We start from the raw sequence: 16,368 nt of genomic DNA on the forward strand, positions 1-16,368 counted from the left end.
GTTGCCTGTAGCTGCTGTTTTGCTTCGTCGTCCCATCGCCCCATCGCGCTGTCGTTCTTTCGTGCTGTCGTGCCGTCGTGTCAGTCCTGCGCTCGTGCAGTCGTTGTTTAAGGTTAACTGAGGCTGAGGCTAAGGCGAAGGCTAAGGGCAGAAAGTTCTAAGGGGTGCATTTACATTGGATTCTCGCGTAGTCGCTTCGTCGCCCCCTCGCTTAAGTCGCCCCCTCGTTCTTTCGTGCCGTCGTGTTTTCGTGCGCTCGTGCAAGTCGTTATTTCAGGTTTGATGTTTTAAACTATCTTTTCCCAGTAATCTGGCTGAATGATATATTCTTAAAATATCAACTTGACTTTCACTTAATATTCTATAAACAATTCGGTAATTCCCTGAAATTATTTCTCTGATGTGTTGATCATTAAATTCCGGGACGATTTTTCCACTCCTGGGCTGATTTTTCAGAATTTGTGCCCTGTTATAAATTTTATTTACTGTAATTTCAGCATATCTTACAGAATCTTCTGCAATATAGTCATATATTTCCTTCAAATCATCAACAGAAAGCTCTGTCCAGTTTATTCTGACCATTTATCGATGATTTTTCTTACATCTTCATTGGATACTACTTCTCCTTTGTTGGATTGATCAAGTCCTTCCTCAACCTTTTCAATGAAGATCAACTGGTCAATTAATTCATCTATGGAAAAAGATTCTGGAAGGTTTTCCAGGGATTTTTTAAGCTTACTTTTTGTCAACATGGTCATTTGTTTTTAATGTAAACGGTAAATTTAGTGAATAATTACTTTCTCCTGACCACTGCCTTCTAGCATCTGATTTATCGGTTTCAGGTTTAAGGTTGAGTAAACCATTATTAAATGGTTAAATTGTCAAATTGTTGAATAAGACTGAGGCTAAGAGCAGAAAATACAGCGTACGGGAACTCACAACTCATTACTCATAACTTCTTCGTCGCCCCATCGTTTTTTCCTGCCAGTCGTGCGCTCGTGCCAACGCGCCCTCGTGCCCTGACGCATAACTTACTTCTTCATTCTCTGTTTCCTAATAATAGGGGAATCTTGGGCCATCATCTTCTGAAAGTATTAAGATGGCAAGGATGGGAATATAAGCGGCACCGCCAATCAGTGCGGCATTCTGGAATTTTGACATCTGGCCGTTTACAAGGAAATATCCGCTGACGCCGACGATGCCCACACCTGTACCGGCAGCAATCCAGGTAATGGTTGTCTGATCAATCCTAAAGATATAGTTGTTGTTATGCTCCATATTCATGAATTCAGCCCTGAACTGCTGATAAGTGGCAGGTGGCTTTTCGGCTGCCATTTGGAGGGATAAGAATACCAGGCATACAATAAGGATCTGCTTTTTCATTGGTATATGTTTATTAATATAACGAAGGACCTTAAAAAATGTTGACTGGTTGTTGGGGTATTGCTAAGCGCTTAAAGCGTACGGTATGAAGCAAAAAGTTTCAAGTTCAGAGTTTAAGGTTCCATGACTGCCTACTTGTGACAAAAGACTCACTACTTTTCTTCGTCCCTTTCGCTCCATCGCGCTGTCGTTCTGCCTCTCCATCGTTCTTTCGTGCCGTCGTTACCTATCGTGCCCCAATCTCCGAGACGCAAGCCTTGCGTCTCTACTGATGTGCCTGTAGCTACATCGCTGGCTACAACCTATTCCATTTCCCTTTTTTCCGGTATTTTGCCACATTGATCTATTTCCTGCCAAACGTAGAGACAAGCCATGGCATGTCTCTACTCAATTCTCATCTTCTCGTCTTCCCGTCTTCTCATTTTCCCGTTTTCCTTGCCTTCTCTTTCGTTTTATCGCTCCATCGCGCTGTCGTGCCGTCGTGCTCTCGTGCTCTCGTGCCGTCGTTCTTTCGTCCCCCCGAACTCATTACTACATTATTTTCTTCTCAAAAGCCGTCTCAGCCCGTTCCTGTTCCTGCCATCCCTTTCTTCATCATAATAATCTCCGTAACGGTAGCGATAGCCGTAACCATATCCGTACCCATAACCATAGCCGTAACCATATCCATAATAATACCTGTAACCCAGTGCGCGGGCTACTTTGATGTCGTTGATCAGGAGGTTGATGTTCCTGAATTTTTTGTCGCTATAAAATTTGTTGATCAGCTCGAGCACATCTTTTGACGAGAATTTCTGCCGTATGAGGAAGATGGTGCTGTCGGCGTAACTGCCCAGCAGGAGGGGATCGGTAACCAGGGCCATGGGGGGCGTGTCCAGTACGATGTAGTCAAACTGTTCGCGGGCCTGGCTGAAGAATTGTTGCATCTTATCGGTCTCGATCAGCTCAGCCGGGTTTGGCGGCACGGGGCCGGCTACTGCCACATATAGATTTTCTTCCTCAACCTGTCGGATGGTATCCCCGAAGTTGTTTTTGCCGATCAGGTAGGTGCTGATGCCCTCATCGTTATCGAGCCCAAACACCCGGTGCAATGTGGGTCTGCGCATGTCGAGCCCTGCCAGTAAAATTTTCCTGTTGCTCATGGCCATAATGGAAGCCAGGTTCAGTGCGGCAAATGTTTTACCTTCTCCGCTGATGGTAGAAGTCATCATGATTACCTGCTGATCCTTTTCCCGAAGGATATACTGTAAGTTTGTGCGTATGCGCCGGAACGACTCGGCCATCGCTGCTCTTGGATTTTCATGCACGGGTATCTCACTTGGAAAATGGTTATGGCCAATGGTTCCCAGCACCGGCACGTTGGTATTGTTTTCGATGTCTTCTTTGCTTTCAATGCGGTTGTCGAAATAATCACGGGCAAAGATGATCACCGCAGGGATCAGCAAGCCCAGGAGCAGGGCAAACGCATAGTTTCTTGATTTTTGTGGCGAAAGCTGTTGAACATTTTCCTGGCGTGCTTTGTCCAGTACACGGTTATCCGGGACGTTTGATGCTTTTTGTATGCCTACCTCAGCCCGTTTTTCCTGCAGGAAATTGTAGAATTCGTTCATCAGGTCGTATTTGCGCTGGATGTTCAGGAGGGCTCTTTCCTTAAAAGGAAGCTGCTGAATCTGTTGTTCGATGTTGTCGATCTCCTGGGTGTATTTTTCCTGTATGGCCTGGTTGTTTTCCAGTGAAGATTCCAGGTGTTCACGGATGCGTCTTTTGATCTGGCTGATCTGACGATTGATCTTTCCTACCTCCGGTGTTTCTTCTGTAGCAAAATAATCCAGCTCTTCTCTTTGCTGTCGAAGATCACGCAATTCATTTAAAAGGTTTGTCAGCACGGCTCCGTCTTCCTGTATGACTGGCGGAGCGATTATGGCGCCGGTTGCGTTTCTGTTTTCCAGATAGGATTGCAGATAGTTGTAATAACGTTTTTTAAACTCCAGTTCTGTTCTTTGTGAATGATAATTTTTCAGCCTTTCAAAGGCCATCTCGCCCTCTTTGCTCAGGTTAATGATCTCATTGCGTTTTCTGAAGCTAAGCAGTTGATTTTCTATGGTCTGTAGAGAATCTGCGATTTGTTCGATCTGCTCATCGATGAACTGCATGGTGTTTTCTGCTGTGCGGTTTTTCTGGTCGAGACCGTACTGGATATATTCGTTGCAGAAAGTATTCAAATAGTCAACAATTTTTTGCTCAACCTTTCCCTGAAGTGTGATGGTAAGAATGGTGCTCTCCTCACTTTGTTTTTCCACCTGGATTCTTTGACTGTACCGATTGGCCAGAGCATTTAAGCTGTTAAACTGAAAGCTGTATTTGGCAACACTTACACTTGCTCCCTGGTTGATCACCTTAAAGGAGAAATTTTCATCCCTATATCTTTGCCCGAATTCCATTGTAGTATCTACTCCATAACCCTCATTAATCATCAGTTGGTATTTATTTTGGGATAAGGGATTGACAAAAACGGGTTTGTTTTTGAGTTGAGTATGACTTGTATCATATTTTACCTTGATGCCGGTATTTTTATATTTTGGTAGTTCCATGAGCCTGCCATGAAGCGTATAGCTCACCTCAAAGTTAAGTTTTTCCAGTGTACGGCGGGCAATTTCATAGGATTTGATCTTGGCAATTTCATTTTCTACAATGCCTCTGCGCCGCCAGATGCGAACAGGCCGTAGATCGCTCAATACGTTGTCCACCCCTGTTTTTTCTCCCTGATCTTCCAGTATGATGGTTGCACTGGTCGAATAGGTGGGATTGGTATACCGGTTTTTCATATGAGCAGCGCCCAAAGCAATGGCCAGGGTGAGCGCAAACCAGTACCAATTGGAAAGAAACAAAAAGACATATTTTCGGAAATTGATGCCCTGGTCTTCCTCTTCGTATAGTTCGTTGTATTCCTGTTCGGTCATCGGTTCATTAAGTTAAGCACGATCACAGTGGTGGATAGTATGGAGGATACCGCCCCCAGGAGGAACATGTAATCGGAGCTTCGTTCGCGAAACATGGTGGTTTTCAGGGGTTCTACATAGATCACATCGTTGGGTTGTATATAGTATCCCTGCTTGTCGATCAGATCATTGTCGGTCACGTCTATTCTGAATGTTCTCGAACCCTCGCCAGTGGGGCGGATTACCAGAACATTCTCCCGGTTGCCGTTATAGCTGATATCTCCTGCATATGCCAAAGCCTCCATGATGTTTACCTGGTTATCATACACCTCCTGGACTCCCGGATTTCTTACCTCACCCAGCACAGTAAAACGGAAGCTGGCCAGTTGGGTGATCACCTGGGCTTTTTTCAGGTATTTGTCGGCCTTTTTACGTATCCTCTCTTTGGCCTCCTGAAGAGTAAGGTTGTTTAAGTAGATGGTGTCCATGATAGGCATTTCAATATAGCCTGAATCGGTGACTGAATAGCCCTGATAGAACAGGCTCTGGCCACCCCTTGAGATACTTCGGTTATTCTGCCCTCCGCCTAACAAGGGGTTAAATATCCGATTGATATCCTCATTCGGTGTTACTACCTGGATATAGAGGATGTCTCCGGGCTGCAGGCGGTATTCCGGTTTGTTTTTGCTAAAAAGGCTGTCCTGTCCGGTTTCTGCAATGTCCCTTAGATAGGTCAGCTTCTTATAGGAATCGCAGGAGGAAAGGGCCCCTGCGATGAGTAGAAGCAATATGAAGGTTTGTAGTCGGTTCATAAGCACAAAAATAATAAAAAGAAATGGTTCATATAGTAGTGAGTTGTAAGTAGTGAGTTTAAAGTCAGAGATCAGAAGTCAGAGGTCAGAGATCAGAAGTCAGACAGAGCATAGAGCGCAGGGCAAGAAGTTTCATGTTTGAGGTTAAGAAAAGCTAAGTAGACAGGAAACTCACTACTCATTACTCATAACTTCTTCCTCGCCCCATCGCCCCATCGCATTTTCGCTTCGTCGCTCTGTCGTGCCTTCGTTCCGTCGTTCTTTCGCGTTGACGTTCTTTCGTGGTGTCGTGCCAGTCATGCGTTCGTGCCCTCGTTTTAAATTATCCATAACGTTGATCCAGTTATTCCCGGAAGATCCTGTTAAATTCGGATTTATGGAATTTAAAATCAAGATAATGCTTGTTGATGTATTCGGAAAAATTGATTACCGCTGTGGTGTTTTTACAATACAACATTTTGCCTTCTCTTAAAACCGAATGGGCAAAACGAAGCGGTGCCCTGTTAAGCAGTATCAGATCAAATTCTTCTGATTGCAGGTAATCTGTAATGTACACCCGGTAATCCAGTTCACGTCGAAAAAGTTCCTTGTGTACGAGACTGATATCCAATAAAATAGCAAAATCAAGACCACTCAGTGGCTTTAGTTCATTTCTAGCACCACTGCCATATATATAAAATGCTTCAAGGTCCTTTTCTTTCTTTAGCCGTTCCACCAATCCGGGAATTTTATCGAGTATGTCGTCAGGCAGCTTTTCTTCCTTGATCATGTTTTTATCTATTGTTGTTATATTGGATATAATTAAGATTTTCTTTTAAACAGGAAATTATGTGCATTTATTATGTAAATTAGAATCCATTTTAAACAGGTTCATTCATATATTACGCTGAAATATTGAAACAAAAAGCAAGGTTTTCTTTATCGTTGAATTTTTCTGTGAATAACATCAATGACTACAAATGACCAAAACCAATCCGGCTTTTGACATACCTGGTCATCAGAGATAATTATTTCTATCATTTCCTAACTACAGCCATTCTTTTGTTGCCAACTGCCAATTGCCTTTTGCCAGTTTGATTTTCAAACTTTTTGAAAGGAGACAGCTCCGCCTCCTCAGTCCCAATGAAGTATGAGCTGGAAAAGTCATGAAAGCAGGTATTTCGGGAGTTAAAGCTAGTCCATCATCACCTTCTTCAGGTACGATGGATTGATGTTGATCAGAATGTTCTGCTGGATCACATCGATGCGCAAAAGTACCTTGTAGCGGTTCAGCTGCTTGACAAGCTCTCCCTGCATGCCTTTGAGTTTGCCTGCCTGGATTTCCACAGTTTCACCAACTTCAAATTGATCTGAAGTAACCTCGTAATGCTCACCGCTTTTGAGCAACTCTTTAATGGCCTGAATCTGTTTATCCGGAATGGGGGCGGGCTTCCCTTCAAAATTGACGATGGTAACGATGCCCGGCGTATAATATGCCTGATATAGTTCTTTCTGACTGGCTCTTAAGAAGATATAAGACCGGATCAGGGGTTCATACACCCATTTTTTGCGGTCGCTCCATTGCTTCAGTCTTTTTTCCAAAGGCAGATAGGCTTCGAGTCCTTTTAACTGCAATTCCCTCTCTGCCTTCTTTTCGGCTCGTGACTTTGTATAGAGTGCATACCATCTTTTTGCCCTTACCCCCATAAGCGGTTTGCTTTTTTGAGTTTGGAATCCGTGCTGATTACAAAGTTAATAAATATCTTCACCCAACAAATAGGTTGCTCTGAATTTAAAATGCATTCAAACGATACGAATATAAGATAAAATCGTTTTATGAGTCATTGATTTTTAAGATAAAATTTTTATTTACCGGATGATATACTTTAATTCTGGTTAGAATTCCTCTATAATGACCCTCGGCTGGGTTACGTTCGTTTTTCATGCCAGTCCCATGGCATTCAAAACTCACAAGCCATGTCCGCATCCATGCCAGAATAGACGCGTTCAGAGGCCTTTTGACTTTAAGGCCAGGGTCTGTTGAGGACTATCTGATGCGCACAGTTAATGAACCTGAGAAAGGTTTACGCGGTAATATGGTCAAATCCTGTGTATTCCTGTAATACATCCGGTATCCTTATCCCCTTTTCATCCTGGTTGTTTTCCAGTAAGGCAGCCAGCAGGCGCGGAAGGGCCAGGGCGCTTCCGTTAAGGGTATGGGCCGGTTGGGGTTTTTTTGCTCTTGCTGCCCGGAATCGCAGTTTTAACCGGTTGGCCTGATAGGATTCAAAATTTGACACTGAGCTTACTTCCAGCCACTTGTCCTGGGCTGAGGAATATACCTCAAAGTCATAAGTGAGTGCCGCGGCAAAGCCCAGGTCACCTCCGCAAAGCCTCATGATGCGGTAGGGCAGCTCCAGGTCTTTGATGAGGCTTTCTACGTAGGAGGTCATCTCTTCTAAGGTTTGATAGGATCTTTCAGGATGATCGATCTGCACGATCTCTACCTTATCAAACTGATGCACGCGGTTCAGCCCGCGAACTTCCTTACCCCATGAGCCTGCTTCTCTTCTGAAACAAGGGGTATAGGCAGTCATTTTCACCGGCAGGTCCTTTTCGTCCAGAATGGAATCCCTGTAGATGTTGGTAACGGGCACTTCAGCAGTAGGGATCAGGTAGAAATTGTCGACGGGAACGGCATACATCTGGCCTTCCTTGTCGGGCAACTGACCGGTGGCAAAGGCGCTGTCCTCATTGACCATCAACGGAGGCAGCATTTCCTGATAACCTTCGGCACGAGCTTTGTCCAGAAAATAATTGATCATGGCCCTTTGTAGTCTTGAGCCTTTGTCTTTATATACCGGGAATCCCCTTCCTGTGATTTTATTGCCCAGATCGAAATCAAGAATGTCATACTTTTTCCCCAGTTCCCAGTGAGGCAGTGCATCCGGGCCCAATTGAGGGGTCTTACCCCCTGAACGGACAAACTGATTGTCTTCTTCACCCTTACCCTGAATCACAGATGGATGGGGTATATTGGGCACCTGAATCAGCAGGTCACGAATTTTTTCTTCTATTTCGTTCAGCCGGTTCTGGTTTTCTTTGATCTTCTGCTTGAGATCCGCATTCCTGTTTTTGGCTTCATTGGCCTCTTCGGTTTTGCCTTCTCTGAAGAGCTGGCCGATCTTTTTGGAGAGCGTGTTGAGCTCCGACTGGTCGGTGTTTACCTTTTGCTGGGTGCTACGCCTTTCGTCGTCGAGATGCTTGAGTTTTTCAATGGTTTCGGTGTAATCATTGTTACGGGTTTTGAGCCTTTCAATGATGTACTCGGAATTTTCGCGAATGTATTGTAATGATAGCATGGGCAAGGGGTTTTCAGAAACAAGAAAACTCCTGTATCGGTATTGATGATTATCGGATACAGGAGTTTCTCAATAATTTTTTATGTTGCAACGGTCAAAATAATAATAGCCAAAACCAATATTATTTTCTTGGTTTTTAAAGTTTAACGCATATAACCGTGCGTATATCTCAGTTTATACCCTTAATTTTCCGCAGGTGTAACAGAAACGTATGAACGGTTCTTTCTTTTCTGGAACTCAACACTTCCGTCAACAAGAGCAAAAAGGGTATGATCCTTTCCCATTCCAACGTTCTTTCCGGGATAATGTTTTGTACCTCTTTGTCTTACAATGATGTTACCCGCTTTCGCAGCTTGCCCTCCGTAAAGCTTCACTCCAAGGCGTTTGCTTTCAGAGTCGCGTCCGTTGCGGGTACTACCCATTCCTTTCTTATGTGCCATAGGTCAAAATTTTTTAATGATTAAGCAACAATATCTTCAACCTGTATCTGTGTCACGGGCTGGCGGTGACCCTTTTTTACCCTGAAGCCCGTGCGCCTTTTCTTCTTGAAAACGATTTTTTTGTCGGCTTTAGCATGTGAAACGACTTTGGCCGATACCTTGGCACCATCAACGGTTGGCTTGCCAACTTTCACGTCGCCCTCGTTATCCACGAGCAATACATTGTCAAACTCCACCTGAGCACCTTCTTCCTGGTTCAGCCGGCTGACAAAATATTTTTTGTCTTTTTCCACCTTGTACTGAAATCCTCCGATATCAACTATTGCGTACATTGCTTTTATTCTTTATAGTTTTATTTGCGGACTGCAAAAATATAAAAGATTCTTTTAATGCCAAAGATTTCTGGTTTTTTTATGAGAGAAATAAAATGTATAATGGTTTAATTTATATATTGTCAAATTACTCGCTCCGTTCATGAAAGGATACATTGCCAAATTGTCAGATTGTTGATTGAGGCGAAGGCTGAGGCTAAGGCTAAGCGCAGAAAGGCTTGAGGTAATCATTTGAATCGGCCTCATTACTCAGAACTCATAATTTTTCTACGCTCTTTTGCCTTATCGTACCCCGCATCATCGTCTTCCTTTCTTCAGATACAACCGAATGACCATAAATATCCCTGAATAACCACCGAATGCTACCAGTTATAGCTTCTGGTTTGCCAACTGCAAATTGCTATTTGCCAATTCATATTTAAAACTCCTGTCAATCAATCAAACTTCAAACTATATTATTATTCAGCAATCAGATCTTCAATCTGCCTGACCATATAATCCATATCGAAATTTTCGGCTGCGGTTTTTCCAGCTTCCCTTGCCATCTTTTCTCTGAGCCGGGGTTTATGATAGAGGGTAATTATCTTTTCTGCAAAGGTATCCGTATCCCGAAAGGGGATGAGGTAACCATTCTCCCCGTCGCGTATGATCTCCGGGTTGCTGCTGATATCGAAAGCGATCACGGGCTTTTCCCCGGCCATGGCTTCTACAATCACATAACCGAATCCTTCCCAGAGCGATGTTAGAAGAAAGATATCGATAGAAGCCATAAAGCTTTTAATGTCCGTGATAAATCCGGTAAATAACAAGTTTTCATAAACACCTTCTTTTTTTGCCAGCTTAATAATGGATTCTTTTAGTTTGCCTTCCCCTGCAAGCAGGAGCTGGAATGGAACCTCCCGTGACTTGAGCTTTCTGGCTACTTCGACCAGCAGTTTGTGGCCTTTCTGCTCGACAAACCGGCTGGCATTGCCAATTATCAGCTCGTCATTTTTTCTTGTATATATCGGCTTTACCGGGCGGTTGTCAAATTCATTGAAATCCAAACCGTTGTAGATGATCCGGAATTTTTTCCGGTCGACCAGTTTGGAGTTTTTTTGCAAAAGCAGTTCTTTGGTGGCGTGCGAATTGGTTATGATGTGGGTAATGACTTTCTTGAAGAGGTAGCGGTTATACAGGTTGTTGTTCACCGGCAGGGCCGTACCCCTGCGGTACATGATCTTTTCTACCCCTGCTTTTCGCGCGGCAGGTCCGGCCACCTTCACATCGGAAGGCAGGTTCATGATTACCGAGCCTACCCGTTGTTCCCGGAACAACCTTGAAATTTTCCTGATTTTTAAAAGGTTGAGAAAGCTGAAATTGTTAATAACAATTGCTGCATGAGGGAGCTCCGCTTCTTTTACCTTTTTATACAATGCACTTTTTTTGTGCACCACGAAAAGAACCGGATATCCCTTCTCCCGGAGCCTTTTCCCCATTTCAAAATGCCATTTTTCTCCTCCACCCCAGGCTTTGTTTGAATTGACAAATGCTATGGTCTGATTTGGCTTCATCTTATTTATATAATAAAATGATCTGTTAAATTTTAATGATGAATCAAAGATAGTAGAAATTTGGGTGGATACATTAAGTTAATGGTGGAAGATTATACGCTCGGTTTGGGTAGTTAATTAAGAAAACGTGAAGAGGAGCACTGAGAAGACGAGCACTGAGAAGACGAGAAGATGGGAGAACGAGAATTGGGAATAAGAGCGCTGAGAAGACGAGAACTGGGAAGAGGAGAAAACGAGAACTGAGAAAACGGGAATTGAGAAGAGGAGCACTGGGAAGACTGGAATTGGGAAAACGGAAACTTGGGAAACGAGCATTAGGAAGAGGAGAATTGAGAAGAAGGGCGCTGAGAAGAAAAAAGTTGAGAACAAGAAGAGGAGTATTTTAAGAATCCAGTTTCCATTTTTCGGGTGATTTTTGCATATTTACAAGCATCCCGATAATCTCATCATATTCTGTATATAATTTTGTATAGGTTGATTTATTGATATATTTACACTCAAGACTAAAATCCAGCCAATTTTGCGTTTCTGCTGCCTCAGCTTCACTTTCATTTAATTTCAGGGCAAATATTTTTAAATATCTGCGTCTTCTGAAAGCCTCTGCAATATTGCTACATACCGATCTTGAGCACCTTCTTATTTGGTCGGTTAAAGCATAGGTCTCTTCTTTGGGAAATTTTTTTGTTATCTCAAAGATTTCCATTGCTTTTTCAAAAGCTTTCTGATAGACTTTCAGTTCTTTGTGACTTTTAATAATTTCCATGGTAATTTTCTTTAATGGTTATTTATCCTTGATGTCTTTTCTTTTCTTTTTTACATGCCTTTATTTTTAATTTCTTCTTTCTCACCTTCTCAATCCTCCTCTTCCCGTCTTTTCATATTCACCGTTCTCGTCTTCTCGTCTTCTCCTTTTCCCGTCTTCCCGTCTTCTCGTCTTCTTCTTCTCCCGTCTTCCCGTCTTCTCCTTTTCCCGTCTTCCCAGTTCCCTATTCCGCAGATAGTCATTCAAACATCTGCATCTCATGCAGTTTCTTATAAATCCCCTGCTGTTGGATCAGTTCGTTGTGTGAGCCGGTTTCCCTTACGGTACCCTGGTGGAGCACCACGATCTTATCTGCTTCCCGGACGGTTGATAACCTGTGGGCGATGATGATGGAGGTACGGTTGTGCATGAGTCTGTAAAGGGCGTCCTGTACCAGTTTTTCCGATTCGGTGTCCAGTGAGCTGGTGGCTTCATCCAGTATCAGGATGGGAGGGTTCTTCATGATGGCACGGGCAATGCTGATGCGCTGCTTCTGGCCCCCGGAAAGCTTATTGCCCTGGTCACCGATGTTGGTTTCGTAGCCGTTTTCCAGCTCCATAATAAATGTGTGGGCATTGGCTACGCGGGCAGCCTCTTCAACCTGTTCGTAAGCGGCATCATCCCTTCCGAATGCGATGTTGTTGTATACCGTGTCGTTAAAAAGGATCGATTCCTGCGTCACCAGACCGATCAGACCACGGAGGTCCTTCACCTTCAGGTCTTTTATGGAGATGCCGTCCACACGGATGTCTCCTTCCTTCACATCGTAAAATCTGGGTAGCAGGCTTATCAGCGTGGATTTGCCGGCGCCTGACTGGCCCACAATGGCTACGGTTTGTCCTTTCCCTATCTCCAGGTTAACATGATTTAGTACATAATCGTGGTTGTACCAGAAACTGACATCCTCGTAAACGACGGAATCTTTGAATGCTTTAATGCTTTGAGCATTCGGTTTTTCTTTAATGGTTTCTTCGGCATTTAATACGGTTTCTATTCTTTCGAATGAAGCCAGACCCTTTTTGAAATTGTAGTAATAGTTGGATATCACTTTGGCCGGACGAATGATCTGGGAAAAAATAATGAGATAAGTAATGAATGCCTCCGGGGAAAGCATGCTGGTTTCAGGGCTGAGCACCTGTGAGCCCCCGTACCACATGATTACCACAATGACGGATACCGAGATGAATTCACTGAACGGATTGGCCAGCATCCTTTTTCTTAGGATACGGTTCATGATGCGGGTATATTTCTGGTTTTCCTTTTGGAATTTGCGCTTGACCCTTGCTTCGGAATTGAATGCCTTGATGATGCGCAGTCCGAAGATGGTCTCTTCCAGCATGGAAAGCAGTTCTCCAAGCTTATTCTGTCCTTTGATGGAGGCTTTTTTCAGATTTTTACCCACCACGCTGATGGCATAGCCACTTAACGGAATTAATATCAGGACAAAAAAAGTGAGTTTATAGCTCATCACGAAGAGGGCTGTTATATAAATGATGATCTGGATGGGGGCTTTGACTACCTGCCGTAAAGGATTGAGCATGGTATTGGCCATTTCCTGTACGTCACCGGTGGTTTTTAAAAGTATGTCGCCCCGGCGTTCCTCTGAGTAATAGGCAACTGGAAGGTTGGTAATCTTCACATAAAGTTTGTTCCTTATATCCCTGATCACCCCGTTGATAAGGGGAACAATGGTGAAATTTCCGAGATAGGAGAAAGAGGTCTTTAACAGTATAAGCCCCACCACCATCACGCTTACTATTATAAGTGCTGTTTCCGGTCCTTTGTCCGTGATGATCCGGCTGACAAAATAATTGAAATTGTGCTGTATGGCATCTGCATTCAGTTGAAAGGGCACCGGTTCAGTGATGGCGGTCTTTTGGTCAAACAGGATTTTTAAAAATGGCATTGCCATGGTGAAGGAAAAAAGGGAGAAAAAAGTTCCCAATAAATTCAGTAAAATCCCTAAAACCGCATTTTTCCAATAGGGAATGACATATCCTGTTAACTTTCTAAATACGTACATCTGGATCCAACCTCTCTGTTAATGTTTGTGGCTGTCATTTTTTCGGCGGCAAAATTAAGTAAATAATAAGATCTTCTGTTTAAATTAATCGGAAAGTTCCAATTGTATAATCAGGTTGATGTAATTGACTGGCATGAAAAACGAGCGTAACGCAGCCAGCAGATATTATAGACAGACTCTAATTACACCAGGGATAAAGGTTTAGAAGATCCTGGCCGATATCCTCAATCCATCTCAGGATTGCACCCAAAGGTTTATTATTTTTGCGGAACCAACACAAGATATAACGGGGTTGGTTACGATCCACCCTTTAATCCTGAAGCGTATGTTACAATTGCTTGCTACTTTGAAACAAGGAATAAAAAAGAGATACCACCGGAATTTTGGGCCTTACCGGGATGTAGTGGTGATTTCATACCCCAAATCAGGTCGTACCTGGTTGCGGGTCATGTTAAACGATCTGAACATCCTTCCTGTCTATGCACACAATGGGTCGCAAAATTCTTTGAATATACGCCACTGGGAATTGCCCGAAGACAAAACCGAATACAGCAGTAACCGGGTCATATTTTTGGCAAGGGATCCGAGGGATACGGTGGTTTCCTCCTATTTTCAGATGACTAAGCGGCATCAGGTATATGACGGCTCCATTTCTGAATTCATTCGCGACGACCGGTATGGGATAAAAAAAATATTGAAGTTTCATTCCATCTGGGATCAAAACCGCCATGTACCCACCGATTTTAAGCTTATTAAATATGAGGACCTTCATGCCCGGCCTTTGAATGTAATGAAGGAATTGCTGGAATTTTTGAAGGTACATGAAATCGAGGAAGAAAAGCTGAAAAACATCATTTGGTTTTACCGTTTTAACAATATGCACAAACTGGAAAAACAGGGTTATTTTAAAAAGACCTTTAAAAATGTGCTTTACCCCAAAGATCCCAATGATCAGGATACCTATAAAACCCGAAAAGGTAAGGTCGGTGGGTTTAAAGAGTATTTCAACCGTGAGGATATTGCATATTGCAACCAGGTGATGAAAGAATTTCCGAATCCTTTTTACTGGGATGCGATATGATGTCTGGTTTTTCAATAGCGTCAGAAACCCGCATCCACTGAGTTTTGCTATAAGAAAATGATTAATATGCGGGTTCAATGGGGATTGATCTGAATTGCTCAAGTTATGCAGCTATATTATATTGTATTACAGAATTTTAATAAACTTGAACAAGAATTAATTATTCTTGAATAAGGTGGGTTAAAAGTGATGCATGTTTTAAGTCCCTCGTGCAGTCGTTTCCTTAATCTCCGAGACGCAAGCCTTGCGTCTCTACTTCTGCAGTTCAATATTCGTATAACTCACTCACTACTCATTCACTCACTACTTCTCTCCTTTCCCCTCTCCCCCTCGCTCTCTCGCTTTCGCTCCTTCTTTCCATCGTGCTTTCGTGCTTTCGTGCCATCGTGCTGTCGTTCCCTTAATCTCCGAGACGCAAGCCTTGCGTCTCTACTTCTGCAGTTCAATATCACTCACAACTTGCTACTTATCAACTCACAACTCACTCACTACTTCTCTCCTTTCCCCTCGCCTTCGCTCCTTCCTGCCATCGTGCAGTCGTGCAGTCGTGCTTTCGTGCTTTCGTATTGTCGTGCTTTCGTGCCCTCTTGCTCTATGTTTTGAATAACAGCTTTCTTTGCGATCTCGCATAATCGAGGCATCTCTCCCAATCTCCACGATAGGCCTCATTCACCTCCTCAATTTTTTGGGAAGGAATGAGCTTTTCCTTGTCTTCTTGTTTATCCGGAATGATGGAACCCATGAAGGCGATGGAATGCAAAAGTAAGCCGCTGAATTTTTTATAGAGAAACTTTTTGGTTTTCGATGTGATGTGGGAATGGTCATACTGATACCATCTGTTGAAACGGCGTACATTTTTTAGTTGTTTCGGGGTATAGGATTTTTTCACCGTTTGAATCCGGATGTCATTTTTGTCATAGGTCACACCCATGTAATCGGCCAGCATGTCGATTGTGGCATAGGGGTTTTGTTTCAGTTCCTCCTGGAATATCACAAGGGGTGTAGGCTCGAATAAATATTCCAGCAGCTTAATCTTGGGGTAAAACAACAGGTTTTTCGGCTCAAGGATGCCTGTTCCGTTGATATCAAAATAGCGGTCAAAGCTTCGGGTTCCGTGTTTTCTGAGATAATACTTGTATTTTGATTTTAACCATGAGCCTTGTTGTCTGAACACGATGATTGTATGGGTATGGGGATATTTTTGGGATACATCCTGAAGTTTTTCTAAACCACTTTGGACATCCGGGTTAATTTCAATCGACATAAGGATTTTATCATGGGTTGATTGCTCTATGATGCGGTCTCTGTGCTTGAAATCATGTTTTTTGATGAACCGGATACCATTGAATTTGGGGAATACATTTCTCTGGAGAAACGTAGAACCTGTCTTGGGCAATCCAACATGAAAAAAGATATTTTTGTCCTTTGCTGTTGTCATTGTTTTATGAATGTTATGAAAATGTCCTCATGTCAACCAACGGAAAAGAATGCCATGGAGCACGATTCTAACCCGAATTATTCTTGAATAATTCTGACGCTATTGAAAAACCTGGCTTTTTGCTTCAATAAATTTCGCAAAAAGCCGGTTTTTCTAATGCGGGGTTGCCTTGCTCCGCAGAAGCTTCGCGAAGGCGAGCCTGCATCCATCCCGCAAACCATCCC

16 protein-coding genes are annotated in these 16,368 nt (G+C 43.2%); 1 reads left to right on the forward strand and 15 read right to left on the reverse strand.

Annotated elements, in window-relative coordinates:
* Window positions 1-273: 273 nt before the first annotated feature.
* The 14 genes from KGY70_08290 to KGY70_08355 all read right to left on the reverse strand — a co-directional run bounded on the left by KGY70_08290 (window position 274) and on the right by KGY70_08355 (window position 13,625).
* Window positions 274-582 carry a type II toxin-antitoxin system RelE/ParE family toxin gene (locus tag KGY70_08290; GenBank protein ID MBS3775171.1) on the reverse strand — a complete coding sequence of 103 codons (309 nt, stop codon included), beginning with the start codon at window positions 580-582 and terminating at the stop codon, window positions 274-276.
* Window positions 570-752 (reverse strand): hypothetical protein, encoded by a 183-nt coding sequence (locus tag KGY70_08295; GenBank protein MBS3775172.1) that lies wholly within the window; start codon window positions 750-752, stop codon window positions 570-572. Before KGY70_08295 ends, KGY70_08290 begins: the two co-directional genes overlap by 13 nt.
* A gap of 301 nt (window positions 753-1,053) precedes the next feature.
* Window positions 1,054-1,383, reverse strand: a complete 330-nt coding sequence (locus KGY70_08300) for a hypothetical protein (GenBank protein MBS3775173.1) — start codon at window positions 1,381-1,383, stop codon at window positions 1,054-1,056.
* A 536-nt stretch (window positions 1,384-1,919) separates the two neighbouring features.
* Window positions 1,920-4,343: a polysaccharide biosynthesis tyrosine autokinase gene (locus KGY70_08305; protein ID MBS3775174.1), complete on the reverse strand. Its 2,424-nt coding sequence runs from the start codon at window positions 4,341-4,343 to the stop codon at window positions 1,920-1,922.
* Entirely contained in the window at window positions 4,340-5,134 is a 795-nt protein-coding gene (locus tag KGY70_08310; protein ID MBS3775175.1) for a polysaccharide biosynthesis/export family protein, read from the reverse strand. The genes KGY70_08305 and KGY70_08310 overlap by 4 nt, the downstream gene beginning before the upstream one ends.
* Before the next feature lie 343 nt (window positions 5,135-5,477).
* Window positions 5,478-5,903 carry a hypothetical protein gene (locus KGY70_08315; GenBank protein MBS3775176.1) on the reverse strand — a complete coding sequence of 142 codons (426 nt, stop codon included), beginning with the start codon at window positions 5,901-5,903 and terminating at the stop codon, window positions 5,478-5,480.
* A gap of 404 nt (window positions 5,904-6,307) precedes the next feature.
* Window positions 6,308-6,820 carry a UpxY family transcription antiterminator gene (locus KGY70_08320; GenBank protein ID MBS3775177.1) on the reverse strand — a complete coding sequence of 171 codons (513 nt, stop codon included), beginning with the start codon at window positions 6,818-6,820 and terminating at the stop codon, window positions 6,308-6,310.
* A gap of 377 nt (window positions 6,821-7,197) precedes the next feature.
* On the reverse strand, window positions 7,198-8,475 hold the full coding sequence (gene serS / locus KGY70_08325) for a serine--tRNA ligase (protein ID MBS3775178.1): 1,278 nt from the start codon (window positions 8,473-8,475) through the stop codon (window positions 7,198-7,200).
* Window positions 8,476-8,657: 182 nt separating this feature from the next.
* Complete coding sequence (rpmA, locus tag KGY70_08330) at window positions 8,658-8,915, reverse strand: 50S ribosomal protein L27 (protein MBS3775179.1); 258 nt, start codon at window positions 8,913-8,915, stop codon at window positions 8,658-8,660.
* Between the two features lie 20 nt (window positions 8,916-8,935).
* On the reverse strand, window positions 8,936-9,247 hold the full coding sequence (rplU, locus tag KGY70_08335; protein ID MBS3775180.1) for a 50S ribosomal protein L21: 312 nt from the start codon (window positions 9,245-9,247) through the stop codon (window positions 8,936-8,938).
* Window positions 9,248-9,705: 458 nt separating this feature from the next.
* Window positions 9,706-10,800 (reverse strand): glycosyltransferase, encoded by a 1,095-nt coding sequence (locus KGY70_08340; protein MBS3775181.1) that lies wholly within the window; start codon window positions 10,798-10,800, stop codon window positions 9,706-9,708.
* Window positions 10,801-11,182: 382 nt separating this feature from the next.
* Complete coding sequence (locus KGY70_08345) at window positions 11,183-11,563, reverse strand: four helix bundle protein (protein MBS3775182.1); 381 nt, start codon at window positions 11,561-11,563, stop codon at window positions 11,183-11,185.
* 89 nt (window positions 11,564-11,652) lie between these two features.
* On the reverse strand, window positions 11,653-11,805 hold the full coding sequence (locus tag KGY70_08350) for a hypothetical protein (protein ID MBS3775183.1): 153 nt from the start codon (window positions 11,803-11,805) through the stop codon (window positions 11,653-11,655).
* The gene (locus KGY70_08355) at window positions 11,802-13,625 is read right to left on the reverse strand and encodes an ABC transporter ATP-binding protein (protein ID MBS3775184.1); all 1,824 of its coding nucleotides are present in this window, start codon (window positions 13,623-13,625) and stop codon (window positions 11,802-11,804) included. The genes KGY70_08350 and KGY70_08355 overlap by 4 nt, the downstream gene beginning before the upstream one ends.
* Window positions 13,626-13,950: 325 nt before the next feature.
* Between KGY70_08355 and KGY70_08360 the strand changes: the two genes are divergently transcribed.
* Window positions 13,951-14,706, forward strand: coding sequence for a sulfotransferase domain-containing protein (locus KGY70_08360; protein ID MBS3775185.1), 756 nt, complete (start codon window positions 13,951-13,953; stop codon window positions 14,704-14,706).
* 592 nt (window positions 14,707-15,298) lie between these two features.
* Here KGY70_08360 and KGY70_08365 read toward each other — a convergent pair.
* Window positions 15,299-16,144, reverse strand: coding sequence for a hypothetical protein (locus KGY70_08365; GenBank protein MBS3775186.1), 846 nt, complete (start codon window positions 16,142-16,144; stop codon window positions 15,299-15,301).
* Window positions 16,145-16,368: the final 224 nt, after the last annotated feature.

It is taken from the genome of Bacteroidales bacterium (assembly GCA_018334875.1).
Lineage (GTDB): Bacteria > Bacteroidota > Bacteroidia > Bacteroidales > UBA12077 > JAGXLC01.